This is a genomic window from Streptomyces sp. HUAS YS2 (assembly GCF_033343995.1).
Classification (GTDB): Bacteria; Actinomycetota; Actinomycetes; order Streptomycetales; family Streptomycetaceae; genus Streptomyces; species Streptomyces solicathayae.
This window is the reverse complement of record NZ_CP137573.1, coordinates 5,125,274-5,144,920: the sequence shown is the minus strand read 5'-3', so window position 1 is coordinate 5,144,920 and position 19,647 is coordinate 5,125,274. Positions and strand designations below refer to the sequence as shown.

Sequence of the window (19,647 nt, the reverse complement as noted above, 5' to 3'; positions counted from 1 at the left end):
CCGTCCGATCCATGGCGGAGAACGAAGAAAGCACCTTCACGGTCATCGTGGCGGCGGCGGCGAATCTCGGGATCGCCGCCGCCAAAGCCGTTGCGGGGGTGATCTCCGGATCGAGCGCGATGCTCTCCGAGGCCGCCCACTCGGTCGCCGACACGGTCACCGAGGTCATGCTGCTGACGGCCCTGAAGCGCAGCGCGAAGCCCGTCGACGAGGACCACCCGATGGGATACGCGCGCGAGCGCTACGTCTGGGCGCTGCTCGCCTCCGTCGCCACCTTCGTCGGCGGCGCCGTCTTCTCGGTCTACGACGGCATCCACACCCTCGTCCACGGCGAGGAGCTGGGCGACCCGCTCATCTCGTACATCGTGCTCGCCGTCGCCTTCGTCCTGGAGGGCCTCTCGCTGCGCACCGCGGTCCGGCAGGTCCAGGGGGAGGCGGAGCGGGCCGACGCCTCGTTCGGCCGCTATCTGCGCCGGACGCCCGACACCACCGTCAAGGCCGTGGTGATGGAGGACTCGGCGGCCCTGGCGGGGCTGATGCTGGCGGCGGGCGGACTGCTCGGCGTCGAGATCACGGGCGACAGTGTCTGGGACGGTGTGGCCTCGATCCTGATCGGTCTGCTGCTCGTCTATGTGGCCTGGGTGCTCGGGCGGTCCAACACCGAGCTGCTGGTCGGGCGCCCGTTGCCGAAACCGATGCGGGAGGCGATCCGCGCGGAGATCCTGTCGGTGCCGCACGTCGTCGGGGTGGTGGAGCTGACGACGCTGATCCAGGGCCCGGACGAGTTCCTGATCGCGGCGAAGGTCGACTTCCGCGACGTCTCCTCGGCCGGGCAGGTCGAGTGGGCCTGCGAGGAGGCCGAGCAGCAGATCAGGGAGCGCTTCCCGGCCGTGCGGCGGGTGTACCTGGATCCGACGCCCGGGGTCGGGCGCCGGTGACCGGTCAGAGCAGGCCGGCGGCGTTCAGCAGGTACTCCGTCATCGGTTCGTAGTACCGGGGGTCGATGACGTGGTCGTCGAGGGGGACGGCGACCTGGAGGGTGCCTTCCGCCTCGGCGAGGAAGAGCGCGGGGTCGTTGCAGTCGGCGTACCCGATGGCGTCGATGCCGCGCTGGGCCGCGCGGCCCGCCCAGCCGTGGTCGGCGACGACGAGGTCGGGCAGCGGGCTGCCCTCGGCCTCCAGCGCGTCGAGGATCGCGTTCATCGGCTCCGGCGAATGGGTGTGCCAGAGGCTCGCGCCGCGCTCGAAGAGGGAGACGTCGGCGAACTGGACGACGTACCCCTCGTCGGCGACGAGCCCGCCGGGGATGCGGACGATGTCGCAGCCGGCGGCGCGCAGCGCGGCGGCGGTGCGGCTGTGCAGGTCGATCAGCGAGCCGGGGTGGCCGGTCGCGAAGAGCACCCGCTCGTTGCCGGCGGCGGCCTTGCGCAGCCGGGCGGCGGCGCGGTCCAGGGCGTCGACGGTCAGCTCGGGGTCGATGGTGTCCTGGCCGAAGCGGTGCGCCGGGTCGTCGTTGACGCCGCAGCGCTCGGCCATGACGGCGAGGACGTCCTGCTCGTCGGCCCACCGGTCGCCGAGCTCCAGGCCCAGCCAGTAGTGCCGGTCGCCGTTGGCGAGCTTGCGGTAGTGGGAGAGGTTGTTGTCGCGCGGCGTGGCGACGTCTCCCGCGATACGGGTGCGGACCAGTTGTTCGACGAGGGCGTCACGGCTGAGTATCGGCATGCGACTCATTGTGACCGAGTCCGACCGTTCACGAGCAATCGTTCCGGTTTCCGGACCGGTGTACGTGGGTAATCGCGGTGACTACTCCGTCGCCAGGGCGTCGAAGGCGCCGTTCGCGAGGCGGCGCAGCAGCTCCTCCATGGCGTTGCGGCCGAGCGCGCCCAGGTGCGGCGTGGAGTTGAGCAGGCCGAAGACGGCGTGCACGGCAGCCCGGACCTCGGCCTCGCCGGCCACCGGGTACAGCTCGCGGACCACGGCGACCCAGAGTTCGACGTACCGCCGCTGGAGCTGCCGGACCCGCTTGCGGTCCTCGTCGCGCAGGCGGTCCAGCTCCCGGTCGTGCAGGGTGATGAGGGGGCGGTCGTCGAGCGCGAAGTCGATGTGTCCGTCGATGAGGGAGGACAGGACCTCGCGCGGGCTGCCGTCCGCTCCGTCGACGCGGAGCATGCCGCCGTCGAGCAGCCGCTCACTGATGCCGACCAGCAGCTCGGCGAGCATCGCGTCCTTGCCGGCGAAGTGCCGGTAGAGGCCGGGACCGCTGATGCCGACCGCTGCTCCTATCTCGTCCACGCCGACGCCGTGGAAGCCGCGCTCGGCGAAGAGGCGCGCGGCCTCCTTGAGGATCTGCTCGCGTCGCGTCGGGGCGTCGGTCCTGGTGCTCATGGAAGCGATTCTAGACAACCGGGTTAGCGGTCGTTAACCTGACTGACATACGTTAACGCTCATTAACCGAGCAAGGGAGCTCGAGAAATGCAGCAGGCACCTGTGCTGACGAGCGCGGCCGACCCCGCGTCGGAGGCCTGGAAGGCCAACGAGGCGGCCCACACCGAGCTGGCCGAGACGCTGCGCGCCAAGCTCGCCGCGGCCGCGCTCGGCGGCGGCGAGAAGGCCCGCGCGCGCCACACCGCGCGCGGCAAGCTCCTGCCCCGGGACCGCGTCGACAGCCTCCTCGATCCCGGCTCGCCGTTCCTGGAACTGGCCCCCCTCGCGGCGAACGGGATGTACGGCGACCAGGCCCCGGCGGCCGGCGTGATCGCGGGCATCGGCCGGGTCTCCGGCCGCGAGTGCGTGATCGTCGCCAACGACGCGACCGTCAAGGGCGGCACGTACTACCCGATGACGGTGAAGAAGCACCTGCGGGCCCAGGAGGTGGCGCTGGAGAACCGGCTGCCCTGCCTCTACCTGGTCGACTCGGGCGGTGCGTTCCTGCCGATGCAGGACGAGGTGTTCCCGGACCGCGAGCACTTCGGGCGGATCTTCTACAACCAGGCCCGCATGTCGGGTGCCGGGATTCCGCAGATCGCGGCCGTGCTCGGGTCGTGCACGGCCGGCGGGGCGTACGTCCCCGCGATGAGCGACGAGGCCGTGATCGTCCGGAACCAGGGCACCATCTTTCTGGGTGGCCCGCCGCTGGTGAAGGCCGCGACCGGCGAGGTCGTCACGGCGGAGGAGCTCGGCGGCGGCGAGGTGCACTCCCGTACGTCGGGTGTGACCGACCACCTGGCGGAGGACGACGCGCACGCGCTGCGGATCGTCCGGAACATCGTCGCCACGCTGCCCGAGCGCGGCCCGCTGCCCTGGTCGGTGCAGTCGGCCGAGGAGCCGAAGGTCGACCCGGCCGGGCTGTACGGCGCGGTGCCGGTCGACTCGCGCACGCCGTACGACGCCCGCGAGATCATCGCCCGGCTCGTGGACGGCTCCCGCTTCCAGGAGTTCAAGGCCGAGTTCGGGCAGACGCTGGTCACCGGCTTCGCCCGGATCCACGGCCACCCGGTCGGCATCGTCGCCAACAACGGCATCCTGTTCGCCGAGTCCGCCCAGAAGGGCGCGCACTTCATCGAGCTGTGCGACCAGCGCGGCATCCCGCTGCTGTTCCTGCAGAACATCTCCGGCTTCATGGTCGGCCGCGACTACGAGGCCGGCGGCATCGCCAAGCACGGCGCCAAGATGGTGACGGCGGTCGCGTGCACCCGGGTGCCGAAGCTGACCGTGGTCGTCGGCGGCTCGTACGGGGCCGGCAACTACTCGATGTGCGGCCGGGCGTACTCGCCCCGCTTCCTGTGGATGTGGCCCAACGCCAAGATCTCGGTCATGGGCGGCGAGCAGGCCGCCTCCGTGCTGGCCACGGTCAAGCGCGACCAGCTCGGCGACGCGTGGAGCGCCGAGGAGGAAGAGGACTTCAAGGCCCCGATCCGTGCGCAGTACGAGACCCAGGGCAACGCCTACTACGCGACGGCCCGGCTCTGGGACGACGGGGTCATCGACCCGATGGAGACCCGCCAGGTCGTCGGCCTCGCGCTGACCGCCTGCGCCAACGCCCCGCTCAGCGACCCCGCCTTCGGCGTCTTCCGGATGTGAGTGACAGATGACCATGTTCGACACAGTGCTCGTCGCCAACCGCGGCGAGATCGCGGTGCGCGTCATCCGCACGCTGCGTGCGATGGGCGTCCGCTCGGTGGCCGTCTACAGCGACGCGGACGCCGACGCGCGACACGTCCGGGAGGCCGACACGGCGGTCCGGCTCGGCCCGCCGCCGGCGGCGGAGTCCTACCTGTCCGTGCCCGCGCTGATCGAGGCGGCGCGGCGGACCGGCGCGCAGGCCGTGCACCCCGGGTACGGCTTCCTCGCGGAGAACGCGGGGTTCGCCGCGGCGTGCGCGGAGGCGGGGCTGGTCTTCATCGGCCCGCCGGCGTCCGCGATCTCGCTGATGGGCGACAAGATCCGCGCGAAGGAGACGGTGAAGGCGGCCGGCGTCCCGGTGGTTCCGGGCGCGGCCGACCCCGAACTGGAGGCGGCGGCGCGGGAGCTGGGCGCGCCGGTGCTGCTGAAGCCCTCGGCGGGCGGCGGCGGCAAGGGCATGCGGCTGGTCCGTGACCTGTCGGTGCTCGAGGAGGAGATCGCGGCGGCGCGGCGCGAGGCGCGGTCGTCGTTCGGCGACGACACGCTGCTCGTGGAGCGGTGGATCGACCGGCCGCGGCACATCGAGATCCAGGTCCTCGCGGACGCGCACGGCAACGTCGTGCACCTCGGCGAGCGCGAGTGCTCGCTGCAGCGCCGCCACCAGAAGGTGGTGGAGGAGGCCCCGAGCGTCCTGCTGACCCCGGAGATCCGGGAGTCGATGGGCGCGGCGGCGGTCGAGGCGGCACGGTCCTGCGGGTATGTCGGCGCGGGCACGGTGGAGTTCATCGTTCCGGGCGGCGATCCGTCCTCGTACTACTTCATGGAGATGAACACCCGCCTCCAGGTGGAGCACCCGGTGACCGAACTGGTCACCGGAGTGGACCTGGTGGAGTGGCAGCTGCGGGTGGCGGCCGGCGAGGAGCTGTCCTTCGGACAGTCCGACGTGACGCTCGACGGCTGGGCGATCGAGGCGCGGATCTGCGCGGAGGACCCGGCGCGTGGGTTCCTGCCGTCCGGCGGCACGGTCCTCGCCCTGAACGAGCCTGCGGGCGACGGAGTCCGCACGGACTCGGGCCTGTCGCAGGGCACGGAGGTCGGCAGCCTGTACGACCCGATGCTCTCGAAGGTCATCGTCCACGCCCCGACCCGCGAGGCGGCCCTCCGGAAGCTGCGCGCGGCCCTGGCGGACACGGTGACGCTGGGCGTCCCGACGAACGCGGGGTTCCTGCGGCGGCTCCTCGCGCACCCGGACGTCGTCTCGGGTGAGCTGGACACGGGCCTGGTGGAGCGGGAGGCGGAGAACCTGGTGCCCCGGGGCGTCCCGGACGAGGTCTACGCGGCGGCAGCGGCGGTACGGCTCGCGGAGCTGGCCCCGGAGCCTCGCGACGGCTGGACGGACCCGTTCTCGGTGCCGAACGGCTGGCGTCTGGGCGGCCGTCCCATGCCGCTCGCGTTCCCGGTACGGGTTTCGGGACTCGAACCCACGACGGCACAGGCGCCCGAGGGCGCGCGCGTCACGGCCACGGACGTCACGGTCACCGTGGACGGGATCTCCCACCGGTTCCACCGCGCCGGGACCTGGCTCGGGCGGGACGGGGACTCCTGGCACGTACTCGACCACGACCCCGTCGCCGCCGCGCTCAGCGGTGCCCGGCACGGCGGGGCGGACACGCTCGCCGCGCCGATGCCCGGGACCGTGACCGTCGTCAAGGTGGCCGTGGGGGACGAGGTCGAGGCCGGGCAGAGCCTGCTCGTCGTCGAGGCGATGAAGATGGAGCACGTCATCTCCGCCCCGCACGCCGGCACCGTCACCGAGCTGGACGTGACGCCCGGGACCACCGTCGCCATGGACCAGGTGCTCGCCGTCGTGGCTCCGAGGGAGGAAGCATGAGCGTGTCCGGGCTGCCCATGACCGTGGCCGACCCCGCCCTGCCCGCCCGCGTGCGGATCCACGAGGTCGGGGCGCGGGACGGGCTGCAGAACGAGAAGACCGTCGTCCCGACCGACGTGAAGGCCGAGTTCGTGCGGCGGCTCGCCGACGCCGGGCTCGACACCGTCGAGGCGACCAGCTTCGTGCACCCGAAGTGGGTGCCGCAGCTGGCCGACGCGGAGGACCTGTTCCCGCGCGTACGGGAGCTACCGGTACGGCTCCCCGTGCTCGTGCCGAACGAGCGCGGGCTCGACCGCGCGCTCTCCCTCGGCGCCCGCCACATCGCCGTCTTCGCGTCCGCCACCGAGTCGTTCGCCAAGGCCAACCTCAACCGGACCGTCGACGAGGCGCTCGCCATGTTCGAGCCGGTCGTCACCCGGGCCATAGAGCAGGGCGTCTCCGTCCGCGGCTATCTGTCGATGTGCTTCGGCGACCCCTGGGAAGGGGCCGTGCCCGTCGAGCAGGTCGTCCGGGTCACCAAGGCCCTCGCCGAGATGGGCTGCGACGAGCTGAGCCTCGGCGACACGATCGGCGTCGCCACCCCCGGCCACGTCACCGCCCTCCTGAAGGGCCTCAACGAGGCGGGGGTGCCCACCTCCCGTCTCGCCGTGCACTTCCACGACACGTACGGCCAGGCCCTGTCCAACACGCTCGCCGCGCTCCGGCACGGCGTGACCACGGTCGACGCCTCCGCCGGCGGCCTCGGCGGCTGCCCGTACGCGAAGAGCGCCACGGGCAACCTCGCCACCGAGGACCTCGTGTGGATGCTCGACGGTCTCGGCATCGAGACCGGCGTCGACCTCGGCCGCCTGACCGCCACCAGCGCGTGGATGGCCGAACAGCTGGGCCGACCCAGCCCCTCCCGTACCGTCCGCGCCCTCTCCCACAAGGAGTGACGAACACCATGTCCCTCGACCACCGGCTCACCCCCGAGCACGAGGAACTCCGCCGCACCGTCGAGGAGTTCGCCCACGACGTGGTCGCCCCGAAGATCGGCGACTACTACGAGCGGCACGAGTTCCCGTACGAGATCGTCCGCCAGATGGGGCAGATGGGCCTGTTCGGCCTGCCGTTCCCGGAGGAGTACGGCGGCATGGGCGGCGACTACCTCGCCCTCGGCATCGCCCTGGAGGAGCTGGCCCGGGTCGACTCGTCCGTGGCCATCACCCTGGAGGCGGGCGTCTCGCTCGGCGCGATGCCGGTCTACCGCTTCGGCACCGAGGAGCAGAAGCGCACCTGGCTGCCGAAGCTCTGCTCCGGCGAGATGCTGGGCGCGTTCGGTCTGACCGAGCCGGGCGCCGGCTCGGACGCGGGCGGCACCCGGACCACGGCCGTCCGGGACGGCGACCACTGGGTGATCAACGGCTCCAAGTGCTTCATCACCAACTCCGGGACCGACATCACCGGTCTGGTGACCGTCACCGCCGTCACGGGCCGGAAGGACGACGGCCGGCCGCTGATCTCCTCGATCATCGTGCCGTCCGGGACGCCCGGGTTCACCGTGGCCGCGCCGTACTCCAAGGTCGGCTGGAACGCCTCCGACACCCGTGAGCTGTCGTTCGACGGCGTCCGGGTGCCGGTGGAGAACCTGCTGGGCGAGGAAGGGCGCGGGTACGCGCAGTTCCTGCGCATCCTCGACGAGGGGCGGATCGCGATCGCGGCGCTCGCCACCGGGCTCGCGCAGGGCTGCGTCGACGAGTCCGTGAAGTACGCGAAGGAACGTCACGCCTTCGGTTCGCCGATCAGCACGTACCAGGCCATCCAGTTCAAGATCGCGGACATGGAGACCCGGGCGCACATGGCCCGCATCGGCTGGCGCGACGCCGCGTCGCGGCTGGTGCTCGGCGAGCCGTTCAAGAAGGAGGCGGCGGTCGCGAAGCTGTACTCGTCGACCGTCGCCGTCGACAACGCGCGCGATGCCACGCAGATCCACGGCGGGTACGGGTTCATGAACGAGTACCCGGTCGCCCGGATGTGGCGCGACTCGAAGATCCTGGAGATCGGCGAGGGCACGAGCGAGGTGCAGCGGATGCTGATCGCGCGGGAGCTGGGGCTGCCCGCGTAGCCCCTTGGCGGGGAGCTGCGTGATTCGGCCGTGGGCCGGTGCGGGCCCGTTGTGGCTTGTCGCGCAGTTCCCCGCGCCCCTGTCGGGGCACAACCGCTGTCGCGCCCACGCGGCGGAGCCGCATGTCGGCACAGTCCCGCGCCCTCAGGGGCGCCACGCCCCCGCTCGCCCCGACGCCCACCACGACGGGGCCGGGGTGGCCAGGGGGGCCGCTGTCCTCGGCCAGACGGCCGTCGGTGGGCCGCCCGGGCCCGTACGGTCGGCCGCGCGGCCCGCCGCCAGCGCCTGCAGCACCAGCACGCAGGCCGCCAGTTCCTCCCGGGTCGGGGTGCCTCGGAGCACCCGTATCCCCGTCATTGCGGCTGGTTCCCGTGTTTGCGGCTCGGCAGCGGCGCGTGTTTGGCGCGGAGCATCGACAGGGCGTCGATCAGGCGCGCCCTGGTTTCGGACGGGTCGATGACGCTGTCCACCAGGCCGCGCTCCGCCGCGTAGTACGGGTGCATCAGCTCCGCGCGGTACTCCTTCACCAGCCGGGCCCGGGTCGCGTCCGGGTCGGCCGCGGCCGCGATCTCGCGCCGGAACACCACGTTCGCGGCGCCCTCCGCGCCCATCACGGCGATCTCGTTGCTCGGCCAGGCCAGCGAGACGTCCGTCCCGATGGAGCGCGAGTCCATGACGATGTACGCGCCGCCGTACGCCTTGCGCAGGATCAGCTGCACCCGCGGGACGGTGGCGTTGCAGTACGCGTACAGCAGCTTCGCGCCGTGCCGGATGATGCCGCCGTGCTCCTGGTCCACGCCGGGCAGGAAGCCGGGGACGTCGACGAGGGTGACCAGCGGGATGTTGAACGAGTCGCAGGTCTGGACGAACCGGGCGGCCTTTTCCGAGGCGTGGATGTCCAGGACGCCGGCGAACGCCGACGGCTGGTTGGCGACCACGCCCACCACCTGCCCGTCGAGCCGGGCCAGTGCGCAGACGATGTTGGTCGCCCAGCTCTCCTGGATCTCCAGATAGTCGCCGTCGTCGACGATCTCCTCGATCACCGCCCGCATGTCGTACGCGCGCCCCGGGTCGGCCGGGACCAGGTCGAGCAGGGCCTCGGTACGACGGTCCGCCGGGTCGTCGGAGGGTGCGGCGGGCGGCAGTTCGCGGTTGTTCGCGGGCAGCAGCGACAGCAGGTGGCGCACGTCCTCCAGGCAGGACTCCTCGTCGTCGCAGGCGAAGTGCGCGACGCCGGAGACCGAGGCGTGGGCGTCCGCGCCGCCGAGCGCGTCGTGGGTGATGACCTCGCCGGTGACGGCCTGCACCACGTCCGGCCCGGTGATGAACATCTGGGCCGTGCCGCGCACCATGAAGACGAAGTCGGTGAGCGCCGGGGAGTACGCGGCGCCGCCGGCGCACGGGCCCAGGATGACGCTGATCTGCGGGATCACCCCGGAGTTGCGGACGTTGCGGGTGAAGATGCCGCCGTAGCCCGCCAGGGCGGTGACGCCTTCCTGGATCCGCGCGCCGGCGCCGTCGCAGAGGCCGACGATCGGCGCCCCGGCGGCCTCGGCCAGATCCATCAGCTTGTGGATCTTCTCCGCGTGCGCCTCGCCGAGGGCGCCGCCGAAGATCCGGAAGTCGTGGGCGTAGGCGAACACGGTGCGGCCGTGCACCTTGCCCCAGCCGGTGACGACGCCGTCCGTGTGCGGGCGGCGGTCCTCCAGGCCGAAGCCGGTGGCGCGGTGCCGGCGCAGCTCCTCGATCTCCGAGAACGTGCCCTCGTCGAAGAGCAGCGCGATCCGCTCGCGCGCGGTCAGTTTCCCCTTGGCGTGCTGCGCCTCGGTGGCCCGGTCGCTGGGCCCCCCGCGCACCCGCTCGCGCAGGGCGGCGAGTTCCGCCGCCCGGTCGCGCAGGCAGCCGTCCTGGGGTGGTGGAGTGGCGGTTCTGGTCCCGGGTCTCGGGTGCGTTTCCTCGACAACGCTCATGCGGTGCAGGATGCGCCGCGGTGCTCAAGGCGGGCTCGAACGGTTCTGCGTGAGTCGCTGGAGAACGGCTCGATCGATGCGGACCACGCTGGTGGCATGACTCTTCCTCGCCGCCGCTCCGTCGTCCTGATGCTCCCGGGGACCGGGGCGCAGCATCCGCTCATGGCGGCCGGGCTCTACGGGCACGAGCCGGTGTTCACCGAGGCCGTGGACGAGGTCCTGGGCCTGCTCGGGCCGGAGGGCCGGGCCGCGCGTGCGGACTGGCTGGCCACCGAGCCGGCCGTCCCGATGGAGGCCGACGCCCGCTCCGCGCCGCTGCTGTTCGCGGTGAACTACGCGATGGGGCGACTCGTGGAGAGCTGGGGCGTGCGCCCGGACGCGTATCTCGGGCACAGCATGGGCGAGTTCACGGCCGCCGTCCTCGCGGGGGTGTTCACCCTGGACGCCGCGGTGCGGCTGCTGTGGGAGCGGGTGGGGATGCAACGGTCCACCCCGGCGGGCGGGATGCTGGCGGTGGCCGCCGCGCCCGAGGACCTCGCCGCGTACCTGGGCGGGGGCGTCGTGGTGGCGGCGGTGAACGGGCCCCGGCACACGGTGCTGTCCGGGCCGGACGGGCCGCTGGGGGCGGTGGCGCGGCGGCTGGCCGCGGACGGCCGCACGTACCGGCGGCTCGCCTCACGGACGCCGTACCACAGCCCGGCGCTCGCCCCGCTGGTCGCGCCGGCTCGGGCGCTGCTGCGGACGCTGCGGCTCGCACCGCCCCGGGTCCCGCTGTACTCGGCTTACACCGGCGGACTGTTGACGGCGGACGAGGCGGTGGACCCGGGGTTCTGGGCGGCGCAGCCGGTCACGCCGGTGATGTTCTGGCCGACGCTGGACCGGGTCCTCGCGGCGGAGGACCGGGTCCTGGTGGAGGCCGGCCCGTCGCAGAGCCTGACGGTCCTGGCGCGCGGGCACGAGGCGGTGCGGTCGGGCCGCAGCGAGGTGGTGGCGACGCTGCCTCCCCGGGCCCTCGGTCCCGGGGAGGACAGGCGGTGCGTGCACGAGGCGCGCGAGCGGCTGTTCGCTCACTCCGGCAGGTTGCCGCTGGACCTGCCCGCCTCGTAGGGGCTGCGCACGCCGTCGTACGCGAGGTGCAGCACCATGCCGTCGCGGGCGTGGTCGAGATTGTGGCAGTGGTCCATCCACAGGCCGGGGTTGTCGGCCAGGAAGGCCACCTCGTAGCGCTCGCCGGGCGCGACGTTCAGGGTGTCGGTCCACCAGGGGCTGCCGGTGGCCCGCTCGCCGTTCCGGGAGAGCACCAGCATGCGGTGGCCGTGCAGGTGCATGGGATGGTCGTCGAGGCTGCGGTTGACGAACGTGGTGCGCACCCGCTCCCCCTCCCGTACGAGCAGGGCGGGGATGTCCGGGTACACCGCGTTGTTGACGGTCCAGCGCATCATGGGGCGGCCGTCGAAGAACCCGAGGCTGTTGCCGAGGACGAGGTGGAAGTCCCGGTCGTACGTGCCCGGGCCGAACGGCGTCGCGGCGGGTGAGCCGTAGTGCAGGGGGTCGAAGAGCGGCCCGGTCACGGGCGGCGGGGTCTTCGTCGCGACGCCGCTCGGGTCGAGGAGCAGGGACGCCGTCTCGGTCCGTCCGGTGCCGTACGCGCCGTCCTCACCGCAGCCCTCGAAGCCGTGCGAGGCGCTGGAGGCGTTGGCGTCGCCGACGACCGTCAGGTGCGCGGGCCCGGCGGGCTGGCGGAAGGTGACGTCGACGCGGCCGCCGCCGGCGATCCGCAGCAGCCGGTCCTTCAGTTCGGTGGGCCGGTTCACCTCGTTTCCGTCGATCGCGGCGACCCGGAAGGCCGTCCCGGCGAGGGAGTACGTACGGGGGCAGTTGTCGGCGTTGACCAGGCGCAGCCGGACGGGGGTACCGGCGGTCACCTTCTCGCGGCGCAGCCGGGTGTCGTCGCCGAGCGCGGTGCGCAGCAGGCCGCCGGCTCCGTTCTGTCCGCTCAGCGCGCCGCCCCCGCCGCGGTGCGGTCCCCCGGCGGGGGCGGCGCTCTTGGCGCCGGCGACCTGCCAGGCGTGGGCGACGACGGTCCGGTCCACGCCGGCCGGGCGGGCGCCGGGCTCCTCCACGACCATCGCGCCGAAGAGTCCGCGGGTCACGACGGTGCTGGACTGCTGGTGCGAGTGGTACCAGAAGGTGCCCGCGCGGGGCGCCCGGAAGCGGTACACGTGGCGCCCGCCGGGGCGGACGGCGTTCTGCGTGACCCCGGCCACGCCGTCCTCGGCGGCCGGGACGTCGACGCCGTGCCAGTGCAGCGTCACGCCTTCCGTGACGTTCGCGTTGACCAGCACCACCTCCACCAGCTCGCCGCGGCGCACGCGGAGTTCGGGGCCGGGGAGGGTGTCGTTGAAGGCGAGCGCGGAGATCTTCTCGCCCGAGGCGAGCCGCATCGTGCGCTCGGTCGCGGTGAGCGTGAAGCGGCGGTCGGGGGTGCCGGTGCGGGGGCCGCCGAGGGTGGAGAGGTCCCGGACCGCCGCCTGCCCGGCCTCGGGGCCGCCGCCGGTGTCGTACGCGTGCTGGTGGTGGTTTCCGTCGACGCGGTCCGGCAACCGGCTCTGCCGGGCGGCCAGCGCGTAGCCGCCCGCGGAGAGCAGCGCGACCGCCGTCACGACGGCGGTGGTGCGCAGCGCCCCCGCGGCCCGGGACGGCGGTCGCCAGGCGGGCTCGGTCACGGCCGCCCGGCGGCGCTGCTGGTAGAGCAGCAGCGCCCCGGCGACCACGGCCAACAGGGCGAGTTCGAGCAGGAACATGCCCGTGTAGGGCTCGGGCGTGGGGTGGAGGGTGAGGGCCGCGGCGGCGAGCGTGGCGGCGAAGCAGCCCCGCACGGGCACGACCAGCCGCGCCGCGGCGGCCTCGCCCCGCAGCGCGGGGAGCGCGGGGGCGTGCGCGGGCGAGCCGGGCGCGGGGGGCGGTGCCGCCGGTCCGGCCGGCGCGAGCAGGCCGCCGGACGGCCACGACGAACCTGCCCGCCCGGGCAGGCCCGGCGGCACGTCCGGACCGGCGGACGGCACCAGCGCCGGAGGCCGATCGGACCCGGAGGCGGGCGAGGCCGAGCCGGCCGGTGCCGGGGAGCTCGGCGCGAGCAGGCTGCCGGACGGCGACGACGCCGACGGCTCGGGCGAGCCGGGCAGGGCCGGCGCGGGCGCGTCGGCCCGGCCGGGCAGGCCAGGCGGCACGTTCGTACCGCTGGACGGCATCGACGCAGAAGGCCGGTCGGCACCGCCGGCCGGCGGTGCCGCGCGGGGCGGGGCCGCCGGTCCGGCCGGCGCGAGCATGCCTCCGTAGGGCGACGACGAGCCCGCCCGCTCGGGCGAGCCCGGCAGCGACTCCGGGTCGGGCGCCGCGGGCGCGGCCCTTCGTTCGGGCGAGCCGGTCGGTGCCGGGCGGCGGGCGAGGCGGGCGTACGCGGGGAGCGCGCACGCCGCCACGACGGCGCCCGCCACCGTCAGCGGGACCGCGGCGAAGAGGACGAAGTCGGCGGCGGCCTCCCAGCCCGCCGCCGCGGCCAGGGCGAAGGCGAGGGCGATCCGGGTCACGAGCACGAGCAGCGCGACGGAGACGAGGACGAGCCCCAGCCGGGCCCGGCGCCGGATCGCCTCCGGCGTGCCGCGGGCCGCCAGGCGGCGGGCCCCGCGCGCCGCGAATCCCCAGAAGACCGCGGCCAGTACGGCCCACAACAGGTTCTGCTCGAAGAGGTTCTCCACCATGCGGGCAGCGTGCCGGGTGCCCTTCGAGCCTGCCTCGAGGCGGCTGGCAGATGCTCGCCGCGGCCGCGGCAGCCGCCTCGGCCGCGGCACCTGGAAGGGGCTTGTGATGCAGGAGAGGCGATGCGCGCTGGTGACCGGTGGCTCGCGGGGCATCGGCCGGGCGATCGCGGTCCGGCTGGCGCGTTCGGGGTACGACATCGGGTTCTGCTCCCGGTCCGCCGACGAGGCGGCCCTGGAGACGGCCCGCCTGGTCGCGGAGGCAGGGGCCGCCGTGCACCACGCGGTCTGTGACGTCACCGACGCGGAGGCGGTCCGGGCGTTCGTCGCCGGGGCCGAGGAGAAGCTGGGCGCGCCGTACGCGGTGGTCAACTCCGCGGGCGTGCTGCGGGACCGCCCGATGGCGCTGATGTCGGCGCAGGACTGGCACTCCGTGGTCGGCACGAGCCTGGACGGCGCCTTCAACGTCTGCCGCTCCGTGGTGCGCGGCATGATCACCCGCCGGGCGGGCGCGGTGGTGAACGTCTCGTCCGTCATCGGGGTGTACGGGAACCCCGGGCAGACCAACTACGCGACCGCCAAGGCCGGTCTGAACGGGCTCACCCGCGCGCTCGCGAAGGAGGTCGCCCCGTACGGGGTGCGGGTCAACGCGGTGGCGCCGGGGTTCATCGAGACGGACATGCTGGACGGGATGACCGCCAAGGCGCGGGAGGCGGCGCTCGGGAAGGTCGCGATGGGGCGGTTCGGCAGCGCCGAGTCCGTCGCCGAGCTCGTCGCGTTCCTGGTGTCCGACGCCGCCGACTACGTCACCGGCCAGGTGGTGCAGATCGACGGCGGGATAGCGCTGTGAGTTCGGCCGCCGAAGCCGCCGAAGCACCCGGGGCCGCGGAAGCCGCCGAGGCGGCCCCCTCCCCCGCCGACGCCCCGCCCCACCTCGATCCCGACCGCCCGCTCCGCGCCCTGTTCCGCGAGCGCTGGTTCAGCACGCTCTTCATGACCGACATGTGGGAGCGGTTCAGCTTCTACGGCATGCAGGCCCTGCTGTTCCTGTACGCGACCGCGCCCGCGGCGGACGGCGGTCTCGGCCTCTCCGCCGGCACCGCGGGCGCGCTGTTCGGGCTGTACGTCTCGGCGTCGTTCCTGGCCGCCATGCCCGGCGGCTGGCTCGGCGACCGGGTGCTCGGCACGCACCGGGCGATGCTGAGCGGCGCTCTGGTGATCGCCGCCGGGCACGCCTGCATGGCCGTGCCCGCGCGGACCACGTTCTACGTGGGGCTGCTGCTCGTCGCCTGCGGCACGGGACTGCTGAAGCCCAACCTGCCGGTCCTGTTCGACCAGATGAACCCGGGCGCCGACAGCTCGCGGCGGCAGGCCGCGTTCTCCGTCTTCTACATGAGCGTCCAGGTCAGCGCCCTGCTCGGCCCTCTGATCACCGGCGTCCTGGGCGAGCGCGTCGACTGGCACGCCGGTTTCGGGGCGGCCGCGGTCGGCATGGTCCTCGGCGTGCTGCAGTACCTGCACGGCGCGCCGTCGCTACGCGGGGCCCGGACCGGGCCGGGCCGTCCGCTGCCGCCCGCGGCGCTGCGCCGGCTGGTGCGTGGCGCGTGGGCCGGGCTCGCGGCGGTCGTGCTGCTGGTCGCGGCCGTCGCGGCGGCCGGCGGGCTGCCGTTGCAGCCGGTGCTCGCGCTGTGCGGTCTCGGGGCGCTGGTGGCGCCCGTCTGGTACTTCCGGCGGCTGCTGCGCGGCCCGGAGCTCGGGGCGGCGGAGCGGGCGCGGATCCGCGACTACCGGCGGATCTTCGTCCCGTCGGTGCTGTTCTGGGCGATGTACGGGCAACTCGGCTCGGTCTTCAGCCTGTTCGCGCGCGAGCACACCGACCGGGAGATCGCGGGCTTCACCGTGCCGGCGAGCTGGTTCCAGTCCGCCCATCCGCTGTTCCTCCTGCTGCTCGCGCCGCTGTTCGCCTGGCTGTGGCTGCGGATCGGGAGCGGGCTCGGGGTGGTGCGGAAGTTCGCCGCGGGTCTGCTGTGCGCGGCGGCCGGCTTCGCCGTGCTCGCGGGCGGGGCGTGGTCCGCGCAGGGCGCGGAGCTTCCGGTGTCCCCGCTGTGGCTGCTGGCCGCGTTCCTCTGCATGACCTGCGGCGAGCTGGTCTTCGGGCCGGTGGGGCTCAGCGCGACCGCGGAGACGGCCCCCGAGGGGCATCGCAGCCGGATGATGGGGCTCTTCTACCTGGGCGCCGCGCTGGGCGCCGGTCTCGGCGGCCAGCTCTCCCGGCTCGTGGGCGTCCTGCCGCTGTGGACGTACCTCGCCGGCTTCGCCGGGGCGGCCGTGGTCACCGCCTTGCTGCTGGCCCGTTCGGCCACGCTCAGGACCGGTCGAACAACGGCCTGAATCAGACGTCGAGTTGCCCTGGATCCGGGCTCAAGTCGGCACATCCATCATCACAACCGGCAGGCCCGATCGCTCACGGACCGCCGGAAGCCCGACCGCTCCGGGCGACATCCCTTAGGAGTACCCATGGCTCATCGCACCCTCATCGTCGCGCGGATGGACCACGACGACGCCGAGAAGGTGGCCGCGCTGTTCGGCGAGTCCGACGCCACCGATCTCCCCCACATGATCGGTGTCCAGCGGCGCACCCTGTTCCGCTTCCACGGCCTCTACTTCCACCTCGTGGAGGCGGAGGAGCCGATCGGAGGCCGGCTCTACCAGGCCCGCAGCCACCCGCTCTACGAGGACATCAACACCCGGCTCCAGGAGTTCATGACGCCGTACGACCCGAACTGGCGTGAGCCGAAGGACTCCATGGCCGAGGTCTTCTACAGCTGGACCCCCTGACCTGTCCGCCGCACCGTCCCGCGATCCGTCCCCACCTGTGGAGCATCCATGCACACCACCGACCTCATCAAGGTCGCCATCGACGACGTGCCGCCCAACCGCAAGCGCGGCGGCGATCTGCGTGTCCTGCTCAGCCCCAAGACCTGCGGAGCGACCTCGGGGTTCATGGGCGTCGGCACCCTGGAGCCCGGCGAGTTCGTGTCCGAGCACTACCACCCGCACTCCGAGGAGTTCTTCCACACGATCCGCGGCACGATCCTGCTGCGGATCGAGGGCGAGGAGCTGCTGCTGGAGCCCGGCGAGTCCTTCATGGTCCCGATCGGGGTGCGGCACCGCATCGAGAACCCGGGCACGGAGCAGGCGTTCGTCGCCTTCTTCCTGAGCCCGCTCGCCCCGCGCCCGGAACTCGGCCATGTCGACTGCGAGCCCCTGCCGGGTGAGGGGACCCTGCCCGAAGTGGGTGGCGTGGGATGACCGCGCGTCGCGCAGTGATCACCGGCATCGGTGTCGTCGCCCCGGGGCAGCCCGGCCGGGAGGCGTTCTGGGAGATGATCGTCAAGGGCCGCACGGCGACCCGGCGCATCACCCTGTTCGATCCGGCCCCGTTCCGGAGCCGGATCGGGGCGGAGTGCGACTTCGACCCCGAGCGGGCCGGGCTCTCCTTCCAGGAGATCCGCCGCACCGACCGGGCCGGCCAGTTCGCGCTGGTGGCGACCCGGGAGGCGGTGGCCGACAGCGGGCTCGACGTGGACGCGGAAGACCCGCACCGGATCGGCGTGAGCGTCGGCAACGGCGTCGGCAACGCGATCTCCATGGAGCAGGAGTACCGCACCGTCAGCGACAACGGCCGCGAGTGGCTGGTCGACCAGGGCTACATGAAGCCCCACCTGTACTCGTACGTCATGTCCAGCTCGCTGGCGACGGAGGTGGCCTGGGCGGCCGGCGCTGAGGGCCCGGCGACCGTGGTCAGCTCCGGCTGCTGCGCGGGCATCGACGCCGTCGGGTACGCGGTCGACCTGATCCGCGAGGGCTCGGCGGACGTGATGGTGGCCGGCGCCACCGACGCCCCGATCTATCCGATCACGGTGTCCTGCTTCGACACCCTGCGGGCCTCCTCGACCAGCAACGACGACCCGGAGCACGCCTGCCGTCCGTTCGACCGGCGGCGCAACGGGCTGGTGCTCGGCGAGGGCTCGGCCGTGTTCGTGATCGAGGAGCTGGAGCACGCCCGCCGCCGTGGCGCCCGGATCTACTGCGAGGTGGCCGGTTACGCGGCGCGCGCCAACGGCTACCACATGACCGGACTGCGGCCCGACGGGCGGGAGATGGCCGAGGCGATCACCGCCGCGCTCGACGAGGCCCGGATCAACCCGGACGAGATCGACTACGCCAACGCCCACGGCAGCGGCACCAAGCAGAACGACCGGCACGAGACGGCCGCGTACAAGCGCAGCCTGGGCTCGCACGCGTACGACATCCCGGTCAGCTCGATCAAGTCGATGGTGGGGCACTCGCTCGGCTCGATCGGCTCGATCGAGATCGCAGCCAGCGCGCTGGCCATCGACCGGGGCGCGGTCCCGCCGACCGCCAACTACGAGGAGCCCGACCCCGAGTGCGACCTGGACTACGTGCCGGGCACCGCGCGGGAGGCGGACCTCGACGTCGTCCTGAGCGTCGGCAGCGGCTTCGGCGGCTTCCAGAGCGCGGTCGTGCTCACGTCGCCGAGGAGGATGTCATGAACGCTCCCGTGATCACCGGTCTGGGGGTGGTCGCACCCAACGGCCTGGACCGCGAGGCCTGGTGGCAGGCGACGCTGGACGGCAAGTCCGGGCTCGGCCGGATCAGCCGGTTCGACCCGGACCGGTACCCGGTGCGGGTGGCCGGCGAGGCCACCGGCTTCGACCCGGCGGACCACGCGCCGCAGCGGCTGGTCAGCGAGACCGACCCGATGACGCAGTACGCGTTCGCCGCGACGAACGAGGCGCTGACCGACGCGGCCGTGGACCCGGAGTCCTTCGCCGACCTGGACATGGCGGTCATCACCGCCAACTCCTCGGGCGGTGTCGAGTTCGGCCAGCGCGAGCTGCAGAAGCTGTACGCCGAGGGGCCGCAGGCCGTGGGCGCGTACATGGCCATTGCCTGGTTCTACGCGGCGACGACCGGCCAGCTGTCGATCCGGCACGGCATGCGCGGCCCGTGCTCGGTGCTCTGCTCCGAGCAGGCCGGCGGCCTGGACGCGCTGGCGCAGGCCCGGCGGGTGCTCGGCAAGGGCACCCGGCTGGTGCTGTCCGGCGGCACCGACGCCTCGCTCTCCCCGTACGGCCTGGTCTGCCAGCTGTCCAACGGCAGGCTCAGCGAGGAGCCGCACCCGGACCGCGCGTTCGTGCCCTTCGACCGCACGGCGAGCGGGTACGTCCCCGGCGAGGGCGGCGCGATCCTCGTCGTGGAGAGCCGCGAGGACGCCCGGGACCGTGAGGCGCCCCGGGTGTACGGCGAGATCGCGGGCTACGCGGCGACGTTCGACCCGCGTCCCGGCTCGGGCCGGCCACCGGGTCTGCGGCGGGCCGCCGAACTGGCACTCGCCGAGGCCGGCGCCGCGCCCGCGGACATCGACGTGGTCTTCGCCGACGGCTACGGCGTACCGGAGCTCGACCGGCAGGAGGCCGAGGCGATCACCGCGGTCTTCGGGCCCGGCGCGGTCCCGGTGTCGCTGCCCAAGACGATGACCGGCCGGCTCTACGCGGGTGGCGCGGCGCTGGACGTCGCGGCCGCGGCACTCGCCCTGCGCGACCAGGTGATCCCGCCGTCGGTCAACGTGCGCCCCGACCCGGAGCACCGGCTCGACGTGGTGACGGACCGGCCCCGCGAGGCGCGGCTGCGCAGCGCCCTGGTCCTGAGCCGCGGCTACGGCGGGTTCAACGCCGCGATGGTCGTCCGGTCCGTATGAGTCCACCGGTCCGCACG

17 protein-coding genes are annotated in these 19,647 nt (G+C 73.4%); 12 read left to right on the top strand and 5 right to left on the bottom strand.

All coding sequences use genetic code 11. The features are described from left to right. Positions 1–11: 11 nt before the first annotated feature. Positions 12–938 (top strand): cation diffusion facilitator family transporter, encoded by a 927-nt coding sequence (locus tag R2D22_RS23860; protein WP_318106698.1) that lies wholly within the window; start codon positions 12–14, stop codon positions 936–938. A gap of 4 nt (positions 939–942) precedes the next feature. On the opposite strand, the gene R2D22_RS23855 is transcribed toward R2D22_RS23860, so the two are convergent. Both R2D22_RS23855 and R2D22_RS23850 read right to left on the bottom strand, forming a co-directional pair. Next, the gene (locus R2D22_RS23855) at positions 943–1,722 is read right to left on the bottom strand and encodes a phosphatase (RefSeq protein WP_318106697.1); all 780 of its coding nucleotides are present in this window, start codon (positions 1,720–1,722) and stop codon (positions 943–945) included. Positions 1,723–1,803: 81 nt separating this feature from the next. Then, positions 1,804–2,385, bottom strand: coding sequence for an SACE_7040 family transcriptional regulator (locus R2D22_RS23850; protein ID WP_318106696.1), 582 nt, complete (start codon positions 2,383–2,385; stop codon positions 1,804–1,806). Between the two features lie 87 nt (positions 2,386–2,472). On the opposite strand from R2D22_RS23850, the gene R2D22_RS23845 reads away from it, so the two are divergent. The 4 genes from R2D22_RS23845 to R2D22_RS23830 are packed head-to-tail and all read left to right on the top strand — an operon-like array spanning position 2,473 to position 8,117. Beyond that, positions 2,473–4,080 carry a carboxyl transferase domain-containing protein gene (locus R2D22_RS23845; protein ID WP_318106695.1) on the top strand — a complete coding sequence of 536 codons (1,608 nt, stop codon included), beginning with the start codon at positions 2,473–2,475 and terminating at the stop codon, positions 4,078–4,080. A gap of 7 nt (positions 4,081–4,087) precedes the next feature. Next, positions 4,088–6,013 carry an acetyl/propionyl/methylcrotonyl-CoA carboxylase subunit alpha gene (locus R2D22_RS23840; RefSeq protein ID WP_318106694.1) on the top strand — a complete coding sequence of 642 codons (1,926 nt, stop codon included), beginning with the start codon at positions 4,088–4,090 and terminating at the stop codon, positions 6,011–6,013. After that, entirely contained in the window at positions 6,010–6,948 is a 939-nt protein-coding gene (locus R2D22_RS23835) for a hydroxymethylglutaryl-CoA lyase (protein ID WP_318106693.1), read from the top strand. Before R2D22_RS23840 ends, R2D22_RS23835 begins: the two co-directional genes overlap by 4 nt. A gap of 8 nt (positions 6,949–6,956) precedes the next feature. After that, the gene (locus R2D22_RS23830; protein WP_318106692.1) at positions 6,957–8,117 is read left to right on the top strand and encodes an acyl-CoA dehydrogenase family protein; all 1,161 of its coding nucleotides are present in this window, start codon (positions 6,957–6,959) and stop codon (positions 8,115–8,117) included. Between the two features lie 144 nt (positions 8,118–8,261). On the opposite strand, the gene R2D22_RS36150 is transcribed toward R2D22_RS23830, so the two are convergent. After that, entirely contained in the window at positions 8,262–8,474 is a 213-nt protein-coding gene (locus R2D22_RS36150) for an acyl-CoA carboxylase epsilon subunit (protein ID WP_362736344.1), read from the bottom strand. Next, positions 8,471–10,087, bottom strand: coding sequence for an acyl-CoA carboxylase subunit beta (locus tag R2D22_RS23825; RefSeq protein WP_318106691.1), 1,617 nt, complete (start codon positions 10,085–10,087; stop codon positions 8,471–8,473). Before R2D22_RS23825 ends, R2D22_RS36150 begins: the two co-directional genes overlap by 4 nt. Before the next feature lie 96 nt (positions 10,088–10,183). Between R2D22_RS23825 and R2D22_RS23820 the strand changes: the two genes are divergently transcribed. After that, a complete protein-coding gene (locus R2D22_RS23820) occupies positions 10,184–11,194 on the top strand; it encodes an acyltransferase domain-containing protein (RefSeq protein ID WP_318106690.1) in 1,011 nt (336 codons plus the stop codon). Here the strand turns inward: R2D22_RS23820 and R2D22_RS23815 are convergent. Then, positions 11,155–13,848, bottom strand: coding sequence for a multicopper oxidase domain-containing protein (locus R2D22_RS23815; protein WP_318106689.1), 2,694 nt, complete (start codon positions 13,846–13,848; stop codon positions 11,155–11,157). The two genes, R2D22_RS23820 and R2D22_RS23815, sit on opposite strands and share 40 nt — an antisense overlap. A 106-nt stretch (positions 13,849–13,954) precedes the next feature. Between R2D22_RS23815 and fabG the strand changes: the two genes are divergently transcribed. The 6 genes from fabG (at position 13,955) to R2D22_RS23785 (ending at position 19,630) form a co-directional block, all read left to right on the top strand. Continuing rightward, a complete protein-coding gene (fabG, locus tag R2D22_RS23810; RefSeq protein WP_318106688.1) occupies positions 13,955–14,695 on the top strand; it encodes a 3-oxoacyl-ACP reductase FabG in 741 nt (246 codons plus the stop codon). After that, a complete protein-coding gene (locus R2D22_RS23805; RefSeq protein ID WP_318106687.1) occupies positions 14,692–16,236 on the top strand; it encodes a peptide MFS transporter in 1,545 nt (514 codons plus the stop codon). Before fabG ends, R2D22_RS23805 begins: the two co-directional genes overlap by 4 nt. A 126-nt stretch (positions 16,237–16,362) precedes the next feature. Beyond that, positions 16,363–16,683: a TcmI family type II polyketide cyclase gene (locus R2D22_RS23800; RefSeq protein WP_318106686.1), complete on the top strand. Its 321-nt coding sequence runs from the start codon at positions 16,363–16,365 to the stop codon at positions 16,681–16,683. A 48-nt stretch (positions 16,684–16,731) separates the two neighbouring features. Continuing rightward, a complete protein-coding gene (locus tag R2D22_RS23795; RefSeq protein WP_318106685.1) occupies positions 16,732–17,157 on the top strand; it encodes a cupin domain-containing protein in 426 nt (141 codons plus the stop codon). Beyond that, positions 17,154–18,422 carry a beta-ketoacyl-[acyl-carrier-protein] synthase family protein gene (locus R2D22_RS23790; protein WP_318106684.1) on the top strand — a complete coding sequence of 423 codons (1,269 nt, stop codon included), beginning with the start codon at positions 17,154–17,156 and terminating at the stop codon, positions 18,420–18,422. The genes R2D22_RS23795 and R2D22_RS23790 overlap by 4 nt, the downstream gene beginning before the upstream one ends. Next, on the top strand, positions 18,419–19,630 hold the full coding sequence (locus R2D22_RS23785; RefSeq protein ID WP_318106683.1) for a ketosynthase chain-length factor: 1,212 nt from the start codon (positions 18,419–18,421) through the stop codon (positions 19,628–19,630). The genes R2D22_RS23790 and R2D22_RS23785 overlap by 4 nt, the downstream gene beginning before the upstream one ends. Positions 19,631–19,647: the final 17 nt, after the last annotated feature.

Bases quoted from the DNA above. Each gene is read 5' to 3' on its own strand.
- R2D22_RS23860 (WP_318106698.1), top strand. From the start codon at position 12: ATGGCGGAGAACGAAGAAAGCACCTTCACGGTCATCGTGGCGGCGGCG.
- R2D22_RS23855 (WP_318106697.1), bottom strand. From the start codon at position 1,722: ATGCCGATACTCAGCCGTGACGCCCTCGTCGAACAACTGGTCCGCACC.
- R2D22_RS23850 (WP_318106696.1), bottom strand. From the start codon at position 2,385: ATGAGCACCAGGACCGACGCCCCGACGCGACGCGAGCAGATCCTCAAG.
- R2D22_RS23845 (WP_318106695.1), top strand. From the start codon at position 2,473: ATGCAGCAGGCACCTGTGCTGACGAGCGCGGCCGACCCCGCGTCGGAG.
- R2D22_RS23840 (WP_318106694.1), top strand. From the start codon at position 4,088: ATGACCATGTTCGACACAGTGCTCGTCGCCAACCGCGGCGAGATCGCG.
- R2D22_RS23835 (WP_318106693.1), top strand. From the start codon at position 6,010: ATGAGCGTGTCCGGGCTGCCCATGACCGTGGCCGACCCCGCCCTGCCC.
- R2D22_RS23830 (WP_318106692.1), top strand. From the start codon at position 6,957: ATGTCCCTCGACCACCGGCTCACCCCCGAGCACGAGGAACTCCGCCGC.
- R2D22_RS36150 (WP_362736344.1), bottom strand. From the start codon at position 8,474: ATGACGGGGATACGGGTGCTCCGAGGCACCCCGACCCGGGAGGAACTG.
- R2D22_RS23825 (WP_318106691.1), bottom strand. From the start codon at position 10,087: ATGAGCGTTGTCGAGGAAACGCACCCGAGACCCGGGACCAGAACCGCC.
- R2D22_RS23820 (WP_318106690.1), top strand. From the start codon at position 10,184: ATGACTCTTCCTCGCCGCCGCTCCGTCGTCCTGATGCTCCCGGGGACC.
- R2D22_RS23815 (WP_318106689.1), bottom strand. From the start codon at position 13,848: ATGGTGGAGAACCTCTTCGAGCAGAACCTGTTGTGGGCCGTACTGGCC.
- fabG (WP_318106688.1), top strand. From the start codon at position 13,955: ATGCAGGAGAGGCGATGCGCGCTGGTGACCGGTGGCTCGCGGGGCATC.
- R2D22_RS23800 (WP_318106686.1), top strand. From the start codon at position 16,363: ATGGCTCATCGCACCCTCATCGTCGCGCGGATGGACCACGACGACGCC.
- R2D22_RS23795 (WP_318106685.1), top strand. From the start codon at position 16,732: ATGCACACCACCGACCTCATCAAGGTCGCCATCGACGACGTGCCGCCC.
- R2D22_RS23790 (WP_318106684.1), top strand. From the start codon at position 17,154: ATGACCGCGCGTCGCGCAGTGATCACCGGCATCGGTGTCGTCGCCCCG.
- R2D22_RS23785 (WP_318106683.1), top strand. From the start codon at position 18,419: ATGAACGCTCCCGTGATCACCGGTCTGGGGGTGGTCGCACCCAACGGC.